General features: G+C 75.4%; 20 protein-coding genes and 1 riboswitch. Of the genes, 6 read left to right on the top strand and 14 right to left on the bottom strand.

Annotated elements, in window-relative coordinates; all coding sequences use genetic code 11:
• The first annotated feature begins 4 nt into the window (after positions 1–4).
• Positions 5–958 carry a 3-methyladenine DNA glycosylase gene (locus ZF1_RS14255; protein ID WP_482637492.1) on the top strand — a complete coding sequence of 318 codons (954 nt, stop codon included), beginning with the start codon at positions 5–7 and terminating at the stop codon, positions 956–958.
• A 4-nt stretch (positions 959–962) separates the two neighbouring features.
• Here ZF1_RS14255 and ZF1_RS14250 read toward each other — a convergent pair whose 3' ends face one another.
• The 4 genes from ZF1_RS14250 to ZF1_RS14235 all read right to left on the bottom strand — a co-directional run bounded on the left by ZF1_RS14250 (position 963) and on the right by ZF1_RS14235 (position 4,669).
• The gene (locus ZF1_RS14250) at positions 963–1,160 is read right to left on the bottom strand and encodes a hypothetical protein (RefSeq protein ID WP_405417126.1); all 198 of its coding nucleotides are present in this window, start codon (positions 1,158–1,160) and stop codon (positions 963–965) included.
• A gap of 126 nt (positions 1,161–1,286) precedes the next feature.
• Positions 1,287–2,147, bottom strand: a complete 861-nt coding sequence (locus tag ZF1_RS14245; protein WP_482637491.1) for an SDR family oxidoreductase — start codon at positions 2,145–2,147, stop codon at positions 1,287–1,289.
• 54 nt (positions 2,148–2,201) lie between these two features.
• Positions 2,202–3,905, bottom strand: coding sequence for a P-loop domain-containing protein (locus ZF1_RS14240; protein WP_482637490.1), 1,704 nt, complete (start codon positions 3,903–3,905; stop codon positions 2,202–2,204).
• An 83-nt stretch (positions 3,906–3,988) separates the two neighbouring features.
• Entirely contained in the window at positions 3,989–4,669 is a 681-nt protein-coding gene (locus tag ZF1_RS14235; RefSeq protein WP_405417131.1) for a DUF4232 domain-containing protein, read from the bottom strand.
• 138 nt (positions 4,670–4,807) lie between these two features.
• Between ZF1_RS14235 and ZF1_RS14230 the strand changes: the two genes are divergently transcribed.
• Entirely contained in the window at positions 4,808–5,881 is a 1,074-nt protein-coding gene (locus tag ZF1_RS14230) for a DUF368 domain-containing protein (protein ID WP_476651421.1), read from the top strand.
• 37 nt (positions 5,882–5,918) lie between these two features.
• Here the strand turns inward: ZF1_RS14230 and ZF1_RS14225 are convergent, their stop codons facing one another.
• Positions 5,919–7,454 carry a CoA transferase gene (locus tag ZF1_RS14225; RefSeq protein WP_482637489.1) on the bottom strand — a complete coding sequence of 512 codons (1,536 nt, stop codon included), beginning with the start codon at positions 7,452–7,454 and terminating at the stop codon, positions 5,919–5,921.
• Complete coding sequence (locus tag ZF1_RS14220) at positions 7,451–9,199, bottom strand: acyclic terpene utilization AtuA family protein (protein WP_482637488.1); 1,749 nt, start codon at positions 9,197–9,199, stop codon at positions 7,451–7,453. Before ZF1_RS14220 ends, ZF1_RS14225 begins: the two co-directional genes overlap by 4 nt.
• 81 nt (positions 9,200–9,280) lie before the next feature.
• Here ZF1_RS14220 and ZF1_RS14215 point away from each other — a divergent pair, with 81 nt between their 5' ends.
• The gene (locus tag ZF1_RS14215; protein WP_062394974.1) at positions 9,281–10,186 is read left to right on the top strand and encodes a LysR family transcriptional regulator; all 906 of its coding nucleotides are present in this window, start codon (positions 9,281–9,283) and stop codon (positions 10,184–10,186) included.
• A 37-nt stretch (positions 10,187–10,223) separates the two neighbouring features.
• Here the strand turns inward: ZF1_RS14215 and ZF1_RS14210 are convergent, their stop codons facing one another.
• Entirely contained in the window at positions 10,224–11,585 is a 1,362-nt protein-coding gene (locus tag ZF1_RS14210; protein WP_482637487.1) for an MFS transporter, read from the bottom strand.
• Between the two features lie 149 nt (positions 11,586–11,734).
• Positions 11,735–12,391 (bottom strand): TetR/AcrR family transcriptional regulator, encoded by a 657-nt coding sequence (locus tag ZF1_RS14205; protein ID WP_062394969.1) that lies wholly within the window; start codon positions 12,389–12,391, stop codon positions 11,735–11,737.
• A 142-nt stretch (positions 12,392–12,533) separates the two neighbouring features.
• Between ZF1_RS14205 and ZF1_RS14200 the strand changes: the two genes are divergently transcribed.
• Together ZF1_RS14200 and ZF1_RS14195 are read left to right on the top strand one after the other, a co-directional pair.
• Entirely contained in the window at positions 12,534–13,466 is a 933-nt protein-coding gene (locus ZF1_RS14200; RefSeq protein ID WP_482637486.1) for a shikimate dehydrogenase, read from the top strand.
• A gap of 79 nt (positions 13,467–13,545) precedes the next feature.
• Positions 13,546–15,417 (top strand): TIM barrel protein, encoded by a 1,872-nt coding sequence (locus ZF1_RS14195; protein WP_482637485.1) that lies wholly within the window; start codon positions 13,546–13,548, stop codon positions 15,415–15,417.
• Positions 15,418–15,503: 86 nt separating this feature from the next.
• On the opposite strand, the gene ZF1_RS14190 is transcribed toward ZF1_RS14195, so the two are convergent.
• Complete coding sequence (locus tag ZF1_RS14190; RefSeq protein WP_476651409.1) at positions 15,504–16,889, bottom strand: chloride channel protein; 1,386 nt, start codon at positions 16,887–16,889, stop codon at positions 15,504–15,506.
• A gap of 53 nt (positions 16,890–16,942) precedes the next feature.
• Positions 16,943–19,834, bottom strand: a complete 2,892-nt coding sequence (gcvP, locus tag ZF1_RS14185; protein WP_482637484.1) for an aminomethyl-transferring glycine dehydrogenase — start codon at positions 19,832–19,834, stop codon at positions 16,943–16,945.
• Between the two features lie 168 nt (positions 19,835–20,002).
• Positions 20,003–20,097, bottom strand: a riboswitch (glycine riboswitch).
• Between the two features lie 73 nt (positions 20,098–20,170).
• Between gcvP and ZF1_RS14180 the strand changes: the two genes are divergently transcribed.
• Positions 20,171–20,470 carry a YiaA/YiaB family inner membrane protein gene (locus tag ZF1_RS14180; RefSeq protein ID WP_062394965.1) on the top strand — a complete coding sequence of 100 codons (300 nt, stop codon included), beginning with the start codon at positions 20,171–20,173 and terminating at the stop codon, positions 20,468–20,470.
• A gap of 17 nt (positions 20,471–20,487) precedes the next feature.
• Here the strand turns inward: ZF1_RS14180 and ZF1_RS14175 are convergent, their stop codons facing one another.
• The 4 genes from ZF1_RS14175 to gcvH form a co-directional block, all read right to left on the bottom strand.
• On the bottom strand, positions 20,488–21,066 hold the full coding sequence (locus ZF1_RS14175) for a MerR family transcriptional regulator (protein WP_083474081.1): 579 nt from the start codon (positions 21,064–21,066) through the stop codon (positions 20,488–20,490).
• Positions 21,067–21,339: 273 nt separating this feature from the next.
• A complete protein-coding gene (locus tag ZF1_RS14170) occupies positions 21,340–21,816 on the bottom strand; it encodes a bifunctional nuclease family protein (protein ID WP_010224693.1) in 477 nt (158 codons plus the stop codon).
• 383 nt (positions 21,817–22,199) lie between these two features.
• Positions 22,200–22,652, bottom strand: a complete 453-nt coding sequence (gene garA, locus ZF1_RS14165) for a glycogen accumulation regulator GarA (RefSeq protein WP_062394962.1) — start codon at positions 22,650–22,652, stop codon at positions 22,200–22,202.
• Positions 22,653–22,836: 184 nt separating this feature from the next.
• On the bottom strand, positions 22,837–23,229 hold the full coding sequence (gene gcvH / locus ZF1_RS14160) for a glycine cleavage system protein GcvH (protein ID WP_062394959.1): 393 nt from the start codon (positions 23,227–23,229) through the stop codon (positions 22,837–22,839).
• Between the last annotated feature and the right edge of the window lie 4 nt (positions 23,230–23,233).

Here is a 23,233-nt window from a genome sequence, read left to right as displayed (position 1 = left end):
CACCGTGCCCACGCCCTCCGCCCCCACCACCGCCGTGCCCGTCCTCGACGGCGCCGCGTGGCGGGCGCGGGCGGCGGCGCACCGGGATCGGGTCGCGGTGTGGACCGTGCCGCACCGCGAGCGGCGACGGCGCGGCGAGCCGCACCCGGTGTGGGACTTCCTGTTCACCTACTACTCCCACCGCCCCGCCCAGCTGGAGCGCTGGGACCCGGGTGCCGGAGTGGCGCTGGCCGACGCCGCGGAGCTCGCCGACCGCCCCGGCCACGTCACCCGGCCCGACGGCACGGTGCTGTTCGACCCCGCGGCGGCGCCGGCGCGGCTGCGGACGACGGCGGCGTTCGTGCACCGGCTGCTCACCGCGACCCGCTCCCGGGCGCCGCGGCTGGGCTGCTTCGGCCTGCACGAGTGGGCGATGGTCTACCGCACCGACGACGCCCGGCACCGCGACACGGTGCCGCTGCGCCTCGGGCGGGCGGGCACCGACGCCGTCGTCGAGTCGGCGCGGATCAGCTGCACCCACTACGACGCCTACCGGTTCTTCACCGACGCCGCGGCCCCGCGCAACGAGCTCGTCCCGACCCGGGAGCGGCAGGTCGACATGGAGCAGCCGGGCTGTCTGCACGCGACGATGGACCTCTACAAGTGGGCCTACAAGCTCGCCCCGGCGGTGCCGTCGGAGGTCGTGGCCGACTGCTTCGCCCTGGCCGCGGACGTGCGCGAGCTGGACATGCGGGCCTCCCCCTACGACCTGTCCGGCCACGGGTTCGACCCGGTGCCGATCGAGACGCCCGCCGGGCGCGCCGAGTACGCCCGCGCCCAGGCCGGGTTCGCCGAGCGGGCGGCGCCGCTGCGCGAGGAGCTGATCGACCTCGCGGGGCGCCTCGCCGGGGCCGGTGACCGGCCCGGGAACGACGACGGGGCCGCCGGGGAGGTCCCCGGCGGCCCCGCGATCGCGTAGCGGCTCAGCTCGCGACGAGCTCGTCCAGCAGGCCGGTGCGGGCCGAGGCGACCAGGTCGGCGAACTGGTCCACGCTCATCTGCACGCGCTGGCCGAAGTCGTCGGTGACCACGATGCGCTTCTCCGGCGCGGCGTCGTCGTCGACGTACAGCTCGGGGCATCCGCAGTTGCAGCTGCCGCAGAAGGTGGCGATGTGTCGCACTCGGGTGCTCCTCGTCGTCGGTCCGGGGTGGCGGGACGGGTGCCCGCGCCGTCGTGAGGGGTCGCGCACCCGGGCCCGCCGGTTCCGGGCGTCACCCGATGGGGTCAACCGGTCACCGTCGGGGCACTAGTGCTTCGGGAGGTCGGCCGGGTCGGTGCCCTCGATGAAGAAGTCGATGTCGTTGTGCTCGGAGGCGCCGTACGGGGCGAGGTCGGTGACGCCGTGCGCAGCGAGCACCTCGTCGTCGATGAAGGTCTGCCCGGTGGGGCGGGCCGGGTCGGTCAGGACGGCCACGGCGGCGTCGGCCATGATCTCCGGGGTGCGGGCCCGCCTGCCGGCGTCGTCGCCGCCGAGCAGGTTGACCACGGCCGCGGTGGCGATGGTGGTGCGCGGCCACAGGCAGTTGGCCCGGATGCCGTCGCCGGCGAACTCGTGCGCCCAGCCCAGGGTCAGCAGCGACATGCCGTACTTGGAGAGCATGTAGGGCGGGAACTCCCCGAGCCACTTCGGGTCGAGGTTGATCGGCGGGGACAGGGTGAGGACCTGCGCGTCGTCGGAGGCCTTCAGGTGGTCCAGCGCGGCCCGGGTCAGCAGGTAGGTGCCGCGCGAGTTGATCGACTGCATGAGGTCGTAGCGCTTGGGCGTGACGTCGGCGGTGCCGCTCATGTTCAGCGCACTGGCGTTGTTGACGACGATGTCGACCCCGCCGAAGGTCTCGACGGCGGTCGCGACGGCGCGGTCCACGTCCTCCTCGACCCGCACGTCGCCGACGACGGCGACGGCCTTGCCGCCGGCCTGCTCGATCTCGGCGACCGCGGTGTGCACGGTGCCGGGCAGACGGGGGTCGGGCTGGTCGGTCTTGGCCAGGATGACGGAGTTGGCGCCGCGGCGGGCGGCCGCGAGCAGGATCGCGAGGCCGATGCCACGGCTGCCGCCGGAGATGACGATGGTGCGGCCGTTCAGGTCCCGCTGGGCAGGCTGGGTCATGGGGTCCTCCGGTGACGGTGCGTCGGTGCACGTGCTCGGAGCGCACTGTAACAGTCAGATCTGACCGTTTCCGTGGAGGTGGGTCACACGCGCCGGTCGCAGTCGGTTCAGGGCGGCCGCGACCTCGTGCCGCCGCGGCACCGCGACGTCCACGGGGGCGCCCCGGGTGATCGCGTCGGGCCCCTCGCGGCGCACCGCCTCCTCCAGCCGGTCCAGGGCCTGTGCGAGGGTGACCCCGCGCAGGTCGAGGGCGGCCAGGGCGTACCCGACGCCGGTGGTCTGGCCGGGGTCGGCGAGCTGGGCTATCGCGGACAGGTCGATGTCGTCGGCGCCGAAGGTGAGCCGGCCGCGGCCACGGGCGGTCACCCGGCGCCGGCCGCGCACCGAGGCGTCCACGCTGCGGGGGTCGAACTCGCGGCGCGCGAACGCCGGGAACGCGGAGTCGCCCGCCTCGTCCGCCCGCCCGGCGATCTCCCGGGCCCGCCCGGTGACCTCGGAGGCGGTGTAGTCCTGCAGCAGGACCACCGTGTCGGCGCGGTCGAGGTACTCCCCCGACCCGCCCATGACGAGCACGGTGGACACCCCGTGCCCGCGGTGCAGCGGCCGGACCCGCTCGACGAACGGGACCAGCGGCTCGGCCGGGATCAGCGCGCGCATCCGGTCGTCGCGGATCATGGCGTTGGTGGCGGCGGTGTCCTCGTCGATCAGCAGCACGCCGGCACCGGCCTCCAGCGCCTCGACCGTGGCGGCGGCCTGGGAGGTCGACCCGGACGCCGACTCCGTCGAGAAGTCGTCGGTGGGGTTCCCGGACGGCAGGCCGGTGACGAAGGCCGACACGTCGACGCGCTGCACCGAGCGCTCGTCCTCGGCGCGCACCGACACCGTGTCGGCACGGGCGACGACGAGCTCACGGCCGTCGCCGGGGACGTGGTCGTACACGCCGCTCTCCAGCGCGCGCAGCAGCGTGGACTTGCCGTGGTAGCCGCCGCCGACGATCAGCGTGACCCCCTCGGGGACGCCCATCCCGGTCACCGTGCCGCGGTGCGGGACGTCCAGGGTCACCCGCAGCTCCGGCGGGGAGACGAACGGCACCCCGCCGGCCAACGGCCGGTCGTCGACACCGGAGGCCCGCGGCAGCACCGCGCCGTCGGCGACGAACCCGACCAGGCCACGACCGGCCAGCGCGTCGCGCAGGGCACCCGCGTCCTCGACGGTCTCCACGAACTGCTCGGCCGCGGCGGTGTCGGCGGTCTCCCAGCGCAGCGCGCCGAGCACCGCGCGGGGCAGCACGACCGTCAGCGCGGCGGCCGCGGCCCCGCCGTCGATCCGGCGCCCACGGCCGGGCAGCGGGACCGACAGCTCGGCGACGACCGTGCCGTCGGGCCGGATGCGGACCGCGCTGCGGTCGAGCACCTCCTGGCCGCCCGCGTCGACCCGCAGGGTGCTGTGCTCCACCGCGCGGCGCAGGGCGCGGGCGAGGAACCCGCCGAGGGCACGCGCGCGGACGGCGCCGTGGTACAGGCCGGGCGGCAGTCCCGCGGTCCGGGCGGGCACGGTCACCCGCAGCCGCGACGGCGGCGCGAACGGGTCGGCCTGCACCGTCCGGATCTCGAGGTCGTAGCCGTCCTCACCCGTCCAGACGCCGGTGAGGCCCTTGTAGGAGCGGTACGAGGCTCCGTCGAGGTCCTGCAGCCGGTAGCCGAGCGCGGCGACGTCGCCACGCCGGCGGGGTGCGTCCGGGCGGTCGTGCGGGGTCATGCGGGGTTCACTCCTCCACCGTCGTGGCGGCCACCCGCGGACCCGCCGGGCCCGGTCCGCGGCGGACCGGGCCCGGGCGCGGGTCAGCGCGCGGTGAACGCCTGGATCACCAGCTGGTCCCCGGGCGGGGTGGCGGCGCAGCCGGTGCCCTCCATCGGGACGAACAGCGAGTCGGTCTCGCCGGGCGGGTAGACGCGCAGGCCGCGCACGGCCGTCGGGCGGCAGGCCGCCTCGTCGAAGTTGCGCACGTTCACCACCCGCAGTGTCGCACCGGCGGTCCCGCCGGGGGCGAGGCGCACCGGGTCGCCGTGCCCGCCCTGCATCGCGGCGGCCGGGCCGATCTGGTGGCCGTCGTCGCCGCCGACGTAGGACACGCCGGGAAAGCCCCGCACGTAGCAGGTGCGGCCGCCCTGGTTGCGCAGCGTCAGCGTGACGTACGACGAGCCCGCGGCGCCGCCGCCCGGGTCGGCCGCGACCGAGCCGGCGAGCTCGGAGGTGTGGCAGCGCTCGTCGCCGCCCGCCTCGGCGCCCCCGGTGCCGGTGTGGGTGCCACCGTTCCCGGCTCCCCCGGCCGATCCGGTGCCCCCGGCGTCGGACACCGGGGCGCTCGTCGTCGGCGCGGCGGCGCTCGGGGTGGCGGAGGCGCCACCGGAGCCGGCGGCCGCCGGCCAGTCGCCACCGCCACCGCAGCCGGCCAGCACGGCGCCGCAGGCGGCGATGGTCACGGCCCAGCGGGCGGTGCGGTGCAGGACATACCCGTCCATGTCAGTCCCCCGATCGTCATGGTGTGTACGTCTCCTCGGACGTATCGGCACGCAACCGGTTGCCCCGATCCTTCGTGATGCGAACGAGAGTTCACCCGTCCGTTCCCGACAGGCGCCCGGTCGGTACCGTCCTGTCCCGTGTTGTCGCGTATGTCCGGTATTCATCTGGCCCGTGGGGCCGCGATCGGCGTGGTCGAGACCATCCCGGGGGTCAGCGGCGGGACCATGGCCCTGGTCGTCGGGATCTACGAGCGCCTGATCGCCCAGGGGGCCCACCTCGTCGCCGCGGCCCGGGGGCTGCTCCCGGGCGCGGCGGGCGGTGACGCGGCGCCCCGCGAGGAGCTGCGACGGCTGGACTGGGGCCTGCTGCTGCCCGTCGCACTGGGCATGGTGCTGGCGGTCCTGGCGGCGTCGCAGGTGCTCCCGGGGCTGATCGAGGACCACCCCGTCGGCGCCCGGGCGGTGTTCCTGGGGATGGTCGCCGCGTCGGTGGCGGTCCCGCTGCGGATCACCGGGCGGCTGCGCGGGCCGCGCGAGTGGGCGCTGGTCGTCGTCGCGTTCGTGGCGACGTTCGCGGTCAGCGCGCTCCCCCCGGCCGTCGGCGACGGCCGCCCGCCGATGCCGCTGGTCGGGCTGGCCGCGGCGGTCGCGGTGTGCGCGTTGGTGCTGCCGGGCTTCTCCGGGTCGTTCCTGCTGCTGGTGTTCGGGCTCTACGAGCCGACCCTGCGCGCGGTGCGCGACCTCGACCTGGCCTACATCGCGGTGTTCGGGCTCGGCGCCGTGCTGGGGCTCGCGAGCTTCGTGTCGGTGCTGACCTGGCTGCTGGAGCACCACCGCCGCACCCTGATGGTGATCATGACCGGGGTGCTGCTGGGGGCGCTGCGGGCGCTGTGGCCCTGGCAGGACGACGCCCGCGGTGTCCTGGCGCCCGACCCGGGCTGGTGGTGGATGCTGCTGCCGGCCGCGGCCGGCGCCGCGGTCGTCCTGGCGATCATGGCCGTCGAGCGGCGGGTGGACGGGTCGGCGGCGCCGGCCGCCCCGGAGGACACCCCCGAGCGCGCCCCTGACCGGGCCGCGACCCGGGTCATGGACCGCGTCCCGGGCCCCGTCGCGGACCCGGGCGCGCACCGCGCCCTGGACCGGACCGTGGACGACGCCGACGTGACCCGCCCGATCCCCCGGGTGGAGCCGCCGCCGCGCCGCGACCGCTGAACGGCGGGCCCGGGATCCCGACGGCCGGGCGCCCGGCTCAGCGCTCCAGCCACTCCGGGCGTCCGGAGCCGCGCGGGACGAGCACCGTGCGGTACTCCCCCGGCGTCGCGCTCATCGTGACCTGGTCGGTCACCCCCTGGTAGTGCCCCAGCGCGGTCTGCGCGGTGAACGTCTCCGGGGCGGGGTAGGCGTGGCGCTCGCCGGTGCCCGCGACCTCGCGGGCGTAGCCGAGGTCGAGGACACCGAGCTCCAGCATCCAGAGCGCGGCCCGGGCCAGCGACACCTCCACCGCCCAGGAGCCGCCCTCCACCGCGCGGCGGCGCAGTGCCGCCGCGACCCCGGCGGCGGTCAGCCAGGACACGATGTAGTCGTTGACGACCAGGATCGGTGAGAGCCGGGGCGCCACCGTCGGGTCGGTGGCCGAGCCGCCCTCCAGGGTCATCATCCCGACCAGGGTGCCCGCGGACTGGTCGAACCCGACGCGGTGCGCCCACGGCCCGACCGGCCCGTGCAGGGTGTTCGAGGCGTGCACGATGCCGGGCCGCACCGCGGCGGCCTCCTCGGCGGACAGCCCGAGCCGGTCCAGGTAGCCGGGGCGGCGGTTGGCGTAGAACACGTCGGCGTCGGCGAGCAGCCCGCGCAGCAGCGCGGCGCCGTCGGCGGCGTGCGGGTCCACCGTGGCGGACCGGACGCCGACGTTCGCGGTGACGTAGGTGCTGTCGTGCTCGAACTCCGTGGGGCGCCAGATGTTGAGCACGTCCGCGCCGTGCAGGGCCAGCGCCCGGCCGGTCCCGGCGCCGGCGATGACGTGGCCCATCCCGAGTGCGCGCAGCCCGTCCAGCGGCAGGTCGGCGCGGCGGCGCTGCGGGAACGGCTCGGGCGGGGCGTCGCCGATGCGGCGCAGGGTGATCGGCGGGGTGCCGGCCAGCGCCGCGTGCTGCTCGGTCGCGAGCCACTCGGCGGGGGTGCGGGCCATCGGCATGACGATGCCGGCGTCGCTCGCGGCCGCCTCCAGCTCGGCGGCGTCCCACCGGGCGACCGCGTCGGCGACGCCGCTCTCGGGCACCCCGAGGAAGGTCTCGGCCCGGGCCCGCAGTGCCGGGTACGGGTTGAGCGGCATCACCCAGCGGTCGTCGCGGGTGCGGTGGAACGAGAACCCGAGCGCCTGCGAGGTGATCACCGGGCTGGCGGCGGGATGGCCGTTCACCAGCTCCCAGCGGCGGTCGTAGAACGGGCAGAGCCGGTGCGGGGCGCGGCGCACGTCGACGGTGACGTCCTGGCCGTCGCCGCCGCGGTCGCGGTGCACCGCGGCCATCCCGACCGACTTCGCGGCGAGCGCGACGGCCGCACCGCCGCCGAGGCGCAGCGCGCTGGGCACGACCGGGTCGGCGCCGACGAAACCGACCCGCCCGCCGGCGTCGGCGCCGCTCATCCCGACGCAGCCCAGCAGCCCGTCGAGGGCCGCGCCGGGGTCGAAGGCGTCGTCGGTGGCGGGGGACGCGACGTTCGCGAGGATGCGCTCGGCGGTGGCGTCGCCGGTCGTGGCGCCGGTCGTGGCGCCGGTGGTGCTCATGCGGTGGGTCCTTCCACGTGCCGGGCCCGCAGGTACTCGCCCACGGACTTGCCGATCTGGTCCACGCGCAGATTGGCCGAGCCGCCCGAACCGAGCAGCCCGACGAGCACCAGGTGCACCGCGCGCAGGTGCGGGAACTCGTGGCGGACGATGCGGCCCCCCGCCTCGGGGAGCAGCGCGGCCGCCCGCTCGGTGGTCAGGGTGGCACGCAGCCACTCCCAGTGCGCGGGGTCGCGGCACCAGACGCCCACGTTGGCGTTGCCGCCCTTGTCCCCCGCCCGGGCCCACGCGTAGTCGCCCAGCTCGGCGCGCGGGCCGGTCGGTGCGGGCAGGTCCGGCTCCGGGTGCACCGGCTGCGCGGTCTCCTCCGCGGTGGCGGTCCGGGTGGCGCGCGGGACCTCGACCCGGCTGCCGTCGTCGAGGACGGCGTGGTGGTCGAGCAGCGCGGACTCCAGCAGCGCGGGCCAGTACTCGATCCGCGGCCACGGCTGCGACGCCCGTGGCGCGTGCCCGTCGTGGTGGAAGCCGGGGAAGCCCTGCAGGTACAGCGACCCGACGGCCGGTGCGAACCGGAGCAGCGGTTCCTTCTCGCGGGCGGTCGCGATCACCCGGATCGGGACGGTCGCCGCCCACTGGGTCGGCGGGTCGACCGCGGCGACGCCGAGCGGGGTGACCTCGAGGGAGTCGACGTGCCCCTCCAGCGCGGCACGCAGCTGGGCGCGCAGCAGCTCCACCTTGCCCTCGACGTCCGGGGCGGTGCAGAACAGCATCGTGGAGATCTCGTAGCCGATCGGGGCGAACACCGCGACCTTCGCCGTGGGCGGCGGCGGGGACCCGGTGACGGGGCCGATCGCGACCCGGTCCGGGCCCTCCTGGCTCAGCCGCACGGAGTCGAGGTGCACGGTGACGTCGGGGTTCAGGTAGCGGGGGCCCTGGATCTCGTAGAGCAGCTGCGCGGTGACGGTCTCCACGGTGACGGTGCCGCCGTCGCGGGCGTGCTTAGTGATCACCGAGGAGCCGTCGGCGGCGACCTCGGCGATCGGGAAACCGGGGCGCAGCATGCCGGGCACCGACCGGAACCCGGAGAAGTTTCCGCCGGTGGCGTGCGCACCGCACTCGATGACGTGCCCGGCGGTGACCGCGCCGGCCAGCGCGTCGAACTCGTCGGGGCCCCAGCCGTGCCACCAGGCCGCCGGGCCGGCGGTGAGCGAGGCGTCGGTGACCCGCCCGGTCACGACGACGTCGGCGCCGGCGGCCAGCGCCGCGGCGATCCCGAATCCGCCGAGGTAGGCGTTCGCGGTGATCGGGGTGAACCCCCAGTCCTTGAGCGGGGCGCCGGTGTCGAGGTGCTCGAGCCCGTGGCCGTCGGTGTGGAAGTCGGCGAGCCGGTCGAACACCCCGTCCCCGGCGACGTGCGCGACCCGCAGCGGCAGCCCGGCCGCCGCGATCCGGCCGCGCAGCTCCTGCGCCATCCCGGCCGGGTCGAACCCGCCCGCGTTGGTGACGACCCGGATCCCGCGCCGGGCGATCTCGGGCAGGTGCGGGGTGAGCTGGTCCAGGGCGTAGGCGACGTAGCCGGGGCCGCCCCGCCCGGCCGCGGCGGCGAGCGCGGCGAGGGTGATCTCGGCGAGGTAGTCGCCCATCAGGACGTCGACCGGGTCACCGGCCATCGCCTCGTCGACGGCGGTGTACCGGTCGCCGAGGTAGCCGGAGACGTTCGCGATGCGCACGGGACGGGAGGCCATGCCGGTCACGCTAGGACGGCGGCCGTACCGGTGACCAGGACCGATGGATGCAGGTCGGCGTGACCTCTAGGGTCACGGTTCGTGGAGCTGTTCCATCTGCGGTACTTCCTCGCCGTTGCCGACGAGCTGAACCTGACCCGGGCGGCGGCCCGGCTGCACCTGGCCGCGTCGCCGTTGTCGCGGCGGGTCCGCGACCTGGAGCGGGAGCTCGGCGCGCCGCTGTTCACCCGGTCCGCGCGCGGGATGGCGCTCACCGCGGCCGGACGGGCGCTGCTGCCGCGGGCCCGCGACATCGTGGCCCGGGTGGAGGCGCTGCCCGGCGCGCTGGCCGCCGCGGACGGGCACCCGGTCGTCGTCGTGGGGATGGCGCCGGACGTGACCGCGGCGGTCCGCGACGGGTTCCTGGAACGGCTGCGGGCCGCCCGCCCGGAGCTGGCGGTGCGGATCCGGCCCGGGACCAGCGCGGAGCTGGCCCGTGCGGTCGCCCGCCGCGAGCTGGACCTGGCGTTCCTGCACGGCGGGAGCGACGACCCCGGGCTGACCGTGCGGCGGGTGGACACCCGGCCTGCCGCCGTCGCCGTCGGGCACGGGCGCGGCTTCGACGACCGCACCGAGGTCCGCCTCGAGGAGCTGGCGGAGCTGCCGTACGTGTCCATCCGCTACGACGCCGCGCCGGCGGTCTACCGGGCCACCGGCGAGCTGCTCGCCCGGCACGGCGTGCACCGGCGGATCGAGCTCGACACCCACAACCCGGGCGACCTCACCCACGTCGTGGCGGCCGGGGAGGCGTTCACACTGGTCGGACTGGGGTCCGGCGCCACGCACAAGGCGTTCGTCGGGGAGCCGGTGCACGTGCTGCCGGTGACCGGGGCGCAGGTGCGGCTGGGCACCGACGCGGTGTGGCGCGGTGACCGGGCCGCCGACCCCGGCGACGTCGTCGGCGTACTGGCGGCCGCGGCCGGGACGCCGACGGGCCCCGTGGCGTGATGCCACGGGGCCCGGCTGCGGGACGGGTGCGGTCGGGTCAGACGCGGGCCGGGGCCCGGTCACGGGCCTCGAAACCGGCCTCGATCTCGTCGAGGGACAGGTGCGCGGTCTCCCGGGCCGACCAGGCCGACGCCGCCGCGACCAGGCAGATCACACCGCCGAACACGGCGACCGGCAGCCAGCCGCTGACGCTGTTCTCGGCCAGGGCTGCGGCGATGGTGGGGGCGAAACCGCCGAACGCGAAGCCGATCTGGGTGCCGACGGCCATACCCGTCAGGCGGACCTTGGCCGGGAACATCTCGCCGTAGAACGAGGGCCACACGCCGTTGGCGGCGCTGTAGACGATCCCCGACAGCAGGATGCCCGCGCCGAAGACCAGCAGGACCACCCCGGTGGACACGGCCCACAGGTAGGCGGCGAGCAGCACCGCGCTGCCCAGCGCGCCCGCGATGAACACCGGGCGCCGCCCGATCCGGTCGGCGAGCGTGGCGAACAGCGGGATGGCGGCGAGGGCGACCACGTTGGCGCTCACGACGACCCACAGCATGGTCGAGCGCTCCAGGCCGACGGTGTTGACCGCGAACGACAGCGCGAACACCGTCATCAGGGTGCTGACCGAGGCCACCGTCGCGGCGAGGGTGACACGCAGCAGGTTCGGCCAGTGGCCGCGGAACAGCGCGGCGATCGGGAGCTCGTCCTTCGCCTTCGGTGCGCCCTCGGCGTCGGCGACCTCGGTGGTGAACACCGGGGTCTCGTGCAGCGTCCGCCGGATCAGCACACCGGCGACCATCACCAGCACGCTCGCCCAGAACGGCACCCGCCAGCCCCAGGACAGCAGCGCGTCCTCGGGCAGCAGCGCGATCGGCAGGAACACCGCGGTCGCGATGATCTGCCCGCCCTGGGTGCCGGACAGGGTGAAGCTGGTGAAGAACGCGCGGCGGCCCTGCGGGGAGTGCTCCAGCGTCATCGAGTTCGCGCCGGCCTGCTCACCGCCCGCGGACAGGCCCTGCAGCAGCCGGCAGGTCACCAGCAGCGCCGGGGCGAGCACCCCGACCTGGCCGTAGGTGGGCAGGAAGCCGATCGCCAGCGTCGCGACCCCCATCATCATCAGGGTCGCGACCAGCACCTTCTTGCGCCCCAGCCGGTCACCGATGTGACCGAAGAGCACCGCACCGAGCGGGCGAGCGACGTAGCCGAAGCCGAAGGTGGCCAGCGACAGCAGCGTGCCGGCGACCGGGCTGGAGTCGGGGAAGAACACCTTGTTGAACACCAGCGCCGCGGCGGTGCCGTAGATGAAGAAGTCGTAGTACTCCAGGGCGCTGCCGATCCACGCGGCCAGGGCGGCACGTGTCGGTTGCGCCTGCGGCGCGGTGGGCGCGGCGGACGGTTGCTGGCTCACGGTGGCTCCCGGCGTGTGCGACGTTGCAGGCACTGGTGTGGACGACGGCTCCCGGGCGGCGGGCCGCTCGCTTATGTACCGTCTGGTTACGTACCGAATAGTGAGTTGCGCGGCGACACCTGTCAAGAGCCGGAGGGACGCCGGTCCCGTCAGTCCTGTCCGACGCGGGCGGTCAGGTACTCCACCACCAGGTCACCGACCATGCGGCGGTAGTGCGCCCGGCGGGCCGGGTCCAGCAGGTCGCGGCCGAAGATGGCCGAGACGGTGTGCCGGTTGGCCACCCGGAACACGCAGAACGAGCTGATCAGCACGTGGACGTCGAAGGCGTCGACGTCGTCGCGGAACATGCCGGTCTCCCGGCCGCGGGCGAGGATCGGCTCCAGCACTCCGACCGCGGGCCCGGCCAGCCCCTCGCGCACCGGGGAGGACCGCAGGTGCTCGGCGTGGTGGATGTTCTCGATCGCCACCAGCCGGATGAAGTCCGGGTGCGCCTCGTGGTGGTCGAAGGTGAGCTCGGCGACCGCACGCACCGCACGCGCCGGATTGAGGTCCGACACCGACAGCTGCTGCTCCAGTGCCCGGATCCCGGCGTAGGCCCGTTCGAGAACGGCCAGGTAGAGACCCTGCTTCGAGCCGAAGTAGTAGTAGAGCATCCGCTTGGTGGTCCGGGTGCGCGCAGCGATCTCGTCGACCCGTGCCCCGGCCAGTCCCCGGTCGGCGAACTCCGCGGTCGCCTCGTCCAGGATCTCGGTGCGGGTGCGCTCGGCGTCGCGCTGCCGGACGCCGTCCTCCGGTGCCGCTGCCACTGCGGTCCCCCTCCGCCGGTCCGCGCCGCCGGGATCCCGGCGGCGTCCCCGGACTCTACGGATCACCGGCCGTCTCCCCTGGCCGATCCGTCCGTCGTCCGGTACAACTAACCGTACGGTACATAGATCCGAGGAGGGATCCGTGCGGAGCAGCAGCGAGACCCGGCGCGACACCGACGCCACCGGAACCGGCACACGGGTGCGGACGGGGTTGATCGGCGCCGGCATCGGTCCGTCGCTGTCGCCTGCCCTGCACGAGCGCGAGGGCGCCGCGCACGGCCTGGATCTGACCTACCGGCGCTTCGACCTCGACGTCCTCGGGGTCGCACCGGACGGCGTCGGCGACCTGCTCCGCCGGGCCCGCGCCCAGGGCCACGCGGGACTCAACATCACCCATCCCTGCAAGCAGCGCGTGATCGGCCACCTCGACGCCCTCGCCCCGGACGCCGCCGCCGTCGGCGCGGTCAACACCGTCGTCATCGGCACGGACGGGTCGATGACCGGGCACAACACCGACTGGACCGGGTTCCGCGACGGCTGGCGGGCCGGGCTGCCCGGCGCCGCGACGGACCGGGTCGTGCTGCTGGGCGCCGGGGGCGCCGGCGCCGCGGCCGCCTACGCCATGGCCCGCGAGGGTGTCGCCGTCCTGCAGGTCGTCGACGTCGACGGGGACCGCGCCGCCGCGCTCGCCGCGTCGGTGACCCCGCACCTGGCCCCCGGCGCGCAGGCCACCGGGCACCCGTCGCCGGAGCTGGCCGCGCTGCTCCCCGGCGCCGACGGCCTCGTGCACGCCACACCGGTGGGGATGGCCGAGCACCCCGGCCTGCCGTTCGACCCCGCGCTGCTCGCGACCCGCCCGTGGGTCGCCGAGATCGTCTACCGGCCGCTGGACACCGCGCTGCTGCGTGCCGCGCGCGCCGCGGGCTGCCGCACCGTCGACGGCGGCGCGATGGCGGTGCACCAGGCCGCGGAGGCGTTCCGTCTGTTCACCGGCGTCGCACCGGATCCGGCGCGGATGCTCGCCCACCTCGCCGAGCTGATCACCGCCGAGCAGGAGGCCGCCCGTGTCGCCTGAGACCGCACCCGCCGGAACCGTGCCCACCGCAACCGTGCCCACCGCAACCGTGCCCACCGCAACCGTGCCCACCGCAACCGTGCCCACCGCAACCCCGGCCACCGGGACCGCGCGCCTGTCCCTGGCCACGGTCTGCCTGTCCGGCACGCTGGAGGACAAGCTCGCCGCCGCCGCGATCGCCGGGTTCGACGGCGTCGAGATCTTCGCGCCGGACCTGCTCGCCGACCCGGGGTCCCCGGCGGCGATCGGCGCCCGCTGCCGCGACCTGGGCCTGTCGGTGGACCTCTACCAGCCGCTGCGCGACATCGACTCGACCGACCCCGACCGGTTCGCGGCGAACCTGCGCCGCGCGGACGCGACCTTCGAGGTCATGGCGGGGCTCGGCGCCGACACCGTGCTGGTGTGCTCCTCGGTGTCCCCCGACGCCGTCGACCCCGCCGCCGACGCCGACCTGCTCGCCGCCCAGCTGCACACCCTCGCCGCCCGCGCCCACGAGCGCGGGCTGCGCATCGCCTACGAGGCGCTCGCCTGGGGCAGGCACGTCGACACCTGGGACGCCTCCTGGGACGCCGTGCGCGCCGCCGACCACCCCGCGCTCGGCCTCTGCCTGGACTCCTTCCACGTCCTGGCCCGCGGCTCGGACCCGGCCCCGATCGCCGAGGTCCCCGGCGGGAAGCTGTTCTTCCTGCAGCTCGCCGACGCCCGGGAGCTGTCGATGGACGTGCTGTCCTGGAGCCGTCACCACCGGCTGTTCCCCGGTCAGGGCGGGTTCGACCTGCCCGCGTTCCTCGCCCCGGTGCTGGCGGCCGGGTACGCCGGGCCGCTGTCGCTGGAGGTGTTCAACGACGTCTTCCGCCAGTCCGACCCGGTCCGCACCGCCGTCGACGCCCGCCGCTCGCTGATCGCCCTCGCCGAGGCCACCGCGCTGGCCGGGGCCGGGACGGACCCGGTCGCCACCGCGGCGCCGTCCCTCGACGGGACCGCGTTCGTCGAGCTGACCGCGGGCCCGGAGCTGGGCCGGGTGCTGCGTGCACTGGGGTTCAGCCGTACCGGGGTGCACCGCACCAAGCAGGTGGAGCGCTTCGAGCAGGGCGGTGCCCGGCTGCTCGTCAACGCGGCGGGCACCGGGTCCGGTGCGGTCGCGGCGATCGCCGTCGAGACCCCCGACCCGGACGCCTCCGCGCGCCGGGCCGCCCGGCTCTGTGCCTCCCCGGTCCCCCGCGCGACCGGGCCGGGGGAGGCCGAGTTCGCCGAGATCCCCGCACCGGACGGCACGGCGCTGTTCCTGTGCCGCACCTCCGGCGACGCGGGCCCGGACTCCACGCACGGCCCCGCCTGGCCGCACGACTTCGTCGGCGTCGACGAGGCGCCGGCCCCCGGGACCGGGATCACCGGGATGGACCACGTCGGCCTGACCCAGCCCTACGACGCGTTCGACGAGGCGGTGCTGTTCCACCGTGCCGTCCTCGGCCTGGACCCGGTCGGCGACGGGGAGTACGCGGCCCCGTTCGGGCTGGTCCGCAGCCGGGCGCTCGCCGATCCGCGGCGCCGGCTCCGGCTCGCGCTGACCGTGTCGGTGCTGCGTCGCGGGGACTGGAGCCCGGCCGTCGCCGACCCGCAGTACGTGGCCCTGGCCTGCGACGACGTGCTCGCCACCGCCGCCGCGGCACGGGCCGCCGGGGTGCCGCTGCTCGCGGTGCCCGCCAACTACCACGACGACCTGGCCGCCCGGCTCGACCTGCCCGCGGACACCGTCGCCGCCTACCGGGAGCTCGGGGTCCTGCACGACCGCGACGCGCACGGCGACTACCTGCAGGTCTGCACCGAGCTGCTCGGCGGACGGCTGTTCCTCGCCCTGGTGCAGCGCACCGGCACGCACGACGGGCACGGCTGGCCGGACGCCCCGGTCCGGATGGCGGCCCACCGCCGGTCCCGGCTCGCCCGTGGCTGAGCGGTCCCGCCGGCGTCGCGGCCGTCGTCGGGGAGGTCCCGGCCCCGCGCACGCCGCCCCGCTGCCGGGGACCTGACCGCCCGGTCTCAGGTCGACTGCTCCGGCGACGGCTGCGCGGCCAGGCGCGCCGAGTAGATCGAGTACCCGTCGAGCCACCGGGCCACCGCGGTCGCCACCAGCGTCGCGGCGACCAGCGGGACGGCGATCCCGAACCCGGTGCCGGTCAGCTCCAGCACCAGCACGAGGCCGGCCAGCGGCGCCTGCATCCCGGCCCCGATCATCGCGGCCGCCCCGACCAGGGCGAACGTGCCGACCGGGGTGCCCGGCCACAGCGCCGACCAGGCCCCGCCGAGCGCGGCCCCGAGCACCGCGCCGGTGCACAGCGTCGGGGTGAACAGTCCGCCGGACGCGCCGCTGCCCAGGCACATCGCCGTCACCAGCGGCTTCAGCACGGCCAGCGCCGCGAACAGCAGCAGCGCCCCGCCGCCCAGGAAGGCCTGCTCGGCCAGGTCCGCGCCGTTGCCGTAGAGCTGCGGGAACGCCAGCCCGGCCACACCGAGCAGCCCGAACGCGACGACCGGGGCGGCGATCCGCCACCACGTCCGCCGGGGCCCGTGGTGCGACACGAACCCGATCAGCCGGACCCAGCCGGTCGCGAGCACCCCGATCAGCACACCCGCGGGCACCGCCCACACCAGCAGCGACGGCGTCGTCGCCGGGACCGGGAGGCCCGGGTAGACCGGCCCGGCGGGCAGGTACAGCCAGGCGACGACGGTGGCGGTCGCGGTGCAGGCCAGCGCGGGCAGCACCACCGGCAGCCGCACGGTGCCGACGAGCACCTCGGCGGTGAACAGCGCCCCGCCCAGCGGCACGTCGTAGACGCAGGCCAGCCCGGCGCCCGCGCCGCAGGCGACCAACAGCCGTCGCTGCTCGAGCGACAGCCCGCCCCAGCCGGCCAGGACCGCGCCCCACACCCCGCCCATCAGCTTGGGCGCGGCCTCCCGGCCGAGCGAGGCACCCAGCCCGACGACGATCTCCGACAGCGCCGCGGTGCCGGTGCTGCGGCGCACCCCCAGCCGCGCGTCGCCGGTCCAGATCGCGTCGTCGACGTCGGTGCGGCCGGGCACGAACCGGCGCAGCAGGTACCCGCCGACCCCGGCGACGAGCCCCGCCACCAGCAGCGGCCACACCCGCCCCCAGGCGTCGGCCCGCTCGACCGCCGCCTGGAACCCCTCCGCCGCCCCGGACCCCCAGACCCGCTCCGACACCGCGTGCAGCAGTGCCATCAGCACGATCCCGGACAGCCCGGCGGCGACCCCGGTCACGACGAGCAGCAGCCAGAACCGGACGGTCAGCGGCGACGCGCCGTCGCCGGTGACGTTGGGCTGGTCGGTGGCGGCCCGCTTCGACCCGACGCGCGTCCGCAGGACGGGGGCGGGGACCCGGAGGCGCTCACTCGGTCGGCGTGACACGCCACCATGATCCCCGCCCTGTCCGGACATTCGCCCGGCGGGCCGGTGCCGGCTCAGGCGAAGGCGTCCGGCGGCGGGCAGGAGCAGACCAGGTTCCGGTCGCCGTGGGCGCCGTCGATCCGGCGCACCGGAGGCCACACCTTGCGGTCGTGCACCCCCGGGGTGACCCCGGTGGGGTACGCGGCCAGCTCCCGCGGGTACGGGTGGTCCCACTTGTCGTCGGCCAGGCAGGCCGCGGTGTGCGGGGCGTTCCGCAGCGGGTTGTCCTCGGCGGGCCACTCCCCCGCGGCGACCCGGTCGATCTCGCCGCGGATGGACACCATCGCGGCGACGAACCGCTCGATCTCCGCGAGGTCCTCGGACTCGGTGGGCTCGACCATCAGCGTCCCGGCCACCGGGAAGGACATGGTCGGGGCGTGGATGCCGTGGTCGATGAGCCGCTTGGCGACATCGTCGACGGTCACCCCGGTCTCCTTGGTCAGCGTGCGCAGGTCGAGGATGCACTCGTGGGCGACCGTGCCGTCGGCGCCCGCGTAGAGCACCGGGAAGTGCTCCCGCAGCCGGGTGGCGACGTAGTTGGCGGCCGCCACCGCGGTGAGCGTGGCGCGGCGCATCCCGTCCAGGCCCATCATCCGCAGGTAGGCCCAGGAGATCGGCAGGACGCCGGGCGAGCCGTGGCGGGCGGCCGACACCGGGCCGACGCCGCCGTCGGAGCGGGGCGTGCGCCCGGGCAGGAACGGCGCCAGGTGCTCGGCCACCGCGACCGGGCCGACGCCGGGCCCGCCGCCGCCGTGCGGGATGCAGAAGGTCTTGTGCAGGTTGAGGTGGCTGACGTCGCCGCCGAAGGCCCCCGGGCGGGCGACCCCGACGAGCGCGTTGAGGTTGGCGCCGTCGACGTAGACCTGGCCGCCGGCGTCGTGCACCGCGGCGCACACGTCGCGGACCCCGGCCTCGTAGACGCCGTGCGTCGACGGGTAGGTGATCATCAGCGCGGCGAGCCGGTCGCCGTGCTCGGCGATCTTCGCGTGCAGGTCGTCGAGGTCGACGTCGCCGCCCGGTGCGGTCCCGACGACGACCACCCGCAGCCCGGCCATGATCGCCGAGGCGGCGTTGGTGCCGTGCGCGGAGGCCGGGATCAGGCAGACGTCGCGGTCGGTCGCCCCGCGGCTGCGGTGGTACGCGGCGATGGCGAGCAGCCCGGCGAGCTCGCCCTGGCTGCCCGCGTTGGGCTGCAGCGACACCGCGGCGTAGCCGGTGAGGTCGGCCAGCCAGGTCTCCAGCTGGTCGATCATCTCCCGGGTGCCGGCGGTGTCGGACTCCGGCGCGAGCGGGTGCAGGTCGGCGAACTGCGGCCAGGTCACCGCCTCCATCTCGGCGGCGGCGTTGAGCTTCATGGTGCACGAGCCCAAGGGGATCATCGTGCGGTCCAGTGCGAGGTCGGCGTCGGCGAGGCGGCGCAGCCACCGCATCAGCGCGGTCTCGGACCGGAACTCGTGGAACGTCGGGTGCGTGAGGTACTCGCTCGCGCGGCGCAGGCCCGCGGGCAGCGCGTCGGCGGTGTCCCCGTCGAGCGCGGCGACGTCCACCCCGGTGACGCCGAACGCCGCCCACACCGCGTGCAGGTGCGCCACGGTGGTGATCTCCGAGGTGGCGACGCCGACCTCGTCGTCCGAGGCGCGGCGCAGCGCGATACCGGCGTCGTGCGCGGCGGCGACGACGGCGTCGGCGCGGCCGGGGACGCGCGCCAGCACGGAGTCGAAGAACGCGTCGTGGACGATCTCCACCCCGCCCGAGCGCAGACCTGCGGCGAGCACCGCGGCCATCCGGTGGGTGCGGGTGGCGATGTCGCGCAGCCCGTCCGGGCCGTGGTGCACCCCATAGCAGGCGGCCATGACCGCGAGCAGGACCTGCGCGGTGCAGATGTTGGAGGTGGCCTTCTCCCGGCGGATGTGCTGCTCGCGGGTCTGCAGCGCCAGCCGCAGGGCGTAGTGGCCGTCGGCGTCGCGGGAGACCCCGACCAGGCGTCCCGGCAGCTGACGGGCGTGGCGCTGCCCGACCGAGAGGTAGCCTGCGTGCGGGCCGCCGAAGCCGAGCGGCACCCCGAAGCGCTGGGTGGACCCGACCGCGGCGTCCGCGCCGAACTCCCCGGGCGGGGTGAGCAGGGTCAGGGCCAGCAGGTCCGCCGCGACGGCGACGAGTGCCCCGCGCCCGTGCGCGGCCTCGACCAGCGCCGACGGGTCGGCGACCCGGCCCGACGCGCCCGGGTAGGACAGCAGCATCCCGAAGAACTCGCCCTCGGGCAGCACGCCGTCGCCGAGGTCGGCGACGACCAGCTCGATGCCGAGCGGCTCGGCGCGGGTGCGCAGCACGTCCACGGTCTGGGCCACGGTGTCGGCGTCGACGACGAACCGCGGGCTCGTCGAGCGGTTGGCCCGGCGCAGCAGCGTCATCGCCTCGGCGGCGGCGGTGGCCTCGTCGAGCAACGAGGCGCCGGCGACCGGGAGCCCGGTCAGGTCGGACACCATCGTCTGGAAGGTCAGCAGGGCCTCGAGCCTGCCCTGGCTGATCTCGGGCTGGTACGGCGTGTACGCGGTGTACCAGGCCGGGTTCTCCAGCACGTTCCGGCGGATCACCGACGGGGTGCGGGTGCCGTGATACCCGTAGCCGATCATCGGGACGGTGACGGTGTTGCGCCCGGCCAGCTCGCGCAGCTCGGCGAGCATCTCGGCCTCGCCGACCGGCGCGGGCAGCGAGGCACCGACCGGTGCGTCGTCGCGGATGGTGTCGGGCAGCGCGCGGGCGGCGAGCGCGTCGAGGGAGTCGACGCCCAGCACCTCCAGCATCCGGGCCAGGTCATCGGGGCGGGGCCCGATGTGGCGCTCGGCGAACGGGAGCCCCCGCTCCAGCTCGGCGAGGGTGGGACGGTGCTCGGACGTCGGGCTCACGGCGCCTCCGGAGGTCGTCGGGCGGATCGGGGCAGGGCGACTGGCCCCTTCCCCTCTGTCCGTACCCGGAGACCGGGCGCCTGAGAGATTCACCGGAGGCTTCCGGCTTTCCCCGTCGGCGGACGGGCGCCCCGCGTGCGTGTGCGGCCCGTCGCTTTCCAGAGGCGCCTCGACCGCGCGGTCCGTGTGCCTGAGAGATTCCGGGAAGGGGTTGCTCCTTCGGCGCCCGGGCTCGTTCCCCGGGGCTCTCCCGCGCGGCGTCGACGACTACCGGGCCAGCCTACCTGCGTAGTTCTGCGGCGTCGCCGCCTGCGCCGGCTCGTCACACTTCCTGCCATGTCGAACACCAGCGCTCCGAACACCACCCCGGCCACCACCGCCGCGTTCCACACGCAGGCGATGCTGTCCTTCGGCGTGTCGCTCGCGGCCGTCGTCGTCGGAACCGTCTACCTGCCCGTCGACGGGTGGGTGAAGGCGTTCCTCGCCATCGCCGTGCTGTACGCGATCACCTCCGCGTTCACCCTGGCGAAGTGCGTCCGGGACCGGCAGGACAGCCTGACCGTGGTCAACCGGGTCGACCAGGCGCGGATGGAGAAGCTGCTGGCCGAGCACGACCCGTTCCGCGCCGTCGCGTAGGCCCGCCGGAGCGGGAGTCAGGAGATCGCGCGGCGTGCGCGGCGGCGGGCCAGCTCGTCCTCGGGGGCCTCGTCGACGGTGCCGCCGTCGGCCCGCTCGGCCGGGAAGTCCTTGATGACGCCGGAGATCTCGCGCATCGCCCCGGACACCGCGATCCCGAACACGCCCTGGCCGCCCTGCAGCAGGTCGACGACCTCCTCCGGGGAGGTGCACTCGTAGACGGTGGTGCCGTCGGAGAACAGGGTGATGCCGGCCAGGTCGCGGATCCCGCGCCGGCGCAGGTGCTCGACGGCGATCCGGATGTTCTGCAACGAGACACCGGCGTCGAGCAGCCGCTTCACGATCTTGAGGACGAGGACGTCCTTGAAGGAGTACAGCCGCTGGCTGCCCGATCCGGCGGCGCCGCGGATCGACGGCACGACCAGGCCGGTACGGGCCCAGTAGTCCAGCTGCCGGTAGGTGATGCCGACGACCTGACACGCGGTCGGCCCGCGGAAGCCGACCAGGCGGTCGGTCACCCCGTCGAGCCCCTCACCGACGAGCGGGTCCGGGAACAGCTCTCCCTGACCCGACCCCTCGGGTGGTGGCGTCTGCACCGCGCGGTCTCCCTCGGTCGGGACCGTGGCCCTCCTCTACCATGTGACTCTGGGTAGTGGGTGAGTTCCACGGATGTCATCAGTCGTGATGACGGTAGGCCCAGTGGTCGAGGTGGTCAACGCGGCTCGCCGACCCGGGCGTACCGGACACCCGCCCGGGTTGCCGGGTACGGAGGACGTACAGCCGCCGAACGGTTGGTGACGTCGGTGAACGGTCGGACCGCGGTTCATCCGGTTCCACCGTCGGGTGACGGCGGTGGTCACCCGGACGGATCAGCCCGGCTGGGCCCCGCGGAAGTCCTCCGGCGACACGGAGTCGAGGAACTCGCGGAACTTCTCGACCTCGTCCTCCTGCTCGTCGGGGATGACCAGACCCGCCTCGGCGAGGACGCTCTCGTCGGCGTGCACCGGGACACCGGTCCGCAGCGCCAGCGCGATCGAGTCGCTCGGCCGCGCGGACACCGTGACGCCGCCGTCGAAGATCAGCTCGGCGTAGAAGGTGCCCTCCTGCAGGTCGGTCACCCGCACCTGCTCGAGCCGCCGCCCGAGTGCCCCGATCACGTCCTTGAGCAGGTCGTGGGTCAGCGGCCGCGCGGGCTTGACCCCCTGCTGCTCCAGGGCGATCGCCGTCGCCTCCACCGATCCGATCCAGATCGGGAGGTATCGGTCGCCGTTCGTCTCCCGCAGCAGCAGGATCGGCTGGTTCGCCGGAAGTTCGACCCGGACGCCCACGACGCGCATCTCGCTCATCAGCCCGCCTCCCCGGCCCTGTCGGGCCTGTCGGGCCACCCGGGTGGACACGCCACCCCGGCCGCCCTGATCGCCTTGCTCGCCCTGACCCGTGCGGCGGACCCGACGGGCTCCGTGTCGTTGCCACCGCACTGCCACCGACACCTGATGACGCTACACGGCGGTCCGCCCCGACGCGCGCCTCCGGACGGGGAGTGACGGGGTCCGTTCGACGATCGTCACACGCCCGTCGCGCACGGCGTGTCGGCTCGACACCCGACGGTCCCCGTGCGCGCAGAAAGCCCGTCGCACCAGGGGTACGGGGGCACCCCCCGGCCGCGACGGGCCGGTCGTACGCGGGGGTCCGTGAGCGGCATCCGGGACGCCGCGGCACGGACCCGCGGTCAGCCCTGGGCGCCCGGCTCGCGGGGCCCGGTCAGGAAGACCAGTCGGAACTTGCCGATCTGCACCTCGTCGCCGTTGGCGAGCACCGCCGTGTCGACCGGCTCGCGGTTGACGTAGGTGCCGTTGAGGCTGCCGACGTCCACCACGACGAACTCACCGGCGTCGCGGCGGAACTCCGCGTGCCGCCGGGAGACGGTGACGTCGTCGAGGAAGATGTCGCTGTCGGGGTGCCGGCCGGCGCTGGTGGTCGGCACGTCCAGCAGGAAGCGCGAGCCGGCGTTCGGACCGCGCCGGACGACGAGCAGCGCCGACCCGGCGGGAAGCCCGTCGACACCCGAGACGGCGGGCTCGGCGGCCGGCTGCTCGACGTCGGCGAGGAAGTCCGCCCGGAAGACCGACGTGGTCTCCGGTGCGCGCTCCGGTGGCACGTCGCGCGGGTCGTTCGTGGTCACCTCGGGGACTCCTCCTCGCGGATGCGGTACCCGGACGGCGTCCGGGCGGTCAGGGCTGTTGCGGGGCCGGTGTCCCGGTCCCTTCCGGACGGCACGTCCAGGGGATGTGAACCTACCGGTCGGAGCGGCCGGGGCGATACGGAGGTCGGCGCGCCGTGCCGCGTGGTGCGGCGGGCGGGCCGGCTCAGGCGCCGTCGGACAGCTGGCGGTAGGCCTCGGCGTCGAGCAGACCGTCGAGCGAGGCCCCCTCGGCCAGGCGGATCTCGACGATCCACCCGTCGCCGTAGGGGGCGGAGTTCACCAGCTCCGGACCGGCGTCCAGCCCGTCGTTCACGGCGACGACCTCGCCGCCGACCGGGGCGTAGATGTCCGACACCGACTTGGTCGACTCGACCTCGCCCATGGCGTCGCCCGCGGCGAGGGTGTCGCCGACGGCCGGCAGCTGCACGAAGACGACGTCACCGAGCTGCGACTGGGCGTGGTCGGTGATGCCGACCCGGACCACCCCGTCCCCGCTGCGGCGCACCCACTCGTGGGCCTCGGTGTAGGACAGGTCCGACGGAATCTCCGAGCTCACGCCG

Source organism: Pseudonocardia sp. ZF1, assembly GCF_056835605.1.
Note: the sequence above shows the minus strand (reverse complement) of the source record. Positions and strands in the feature narration are given on the sequence as shown.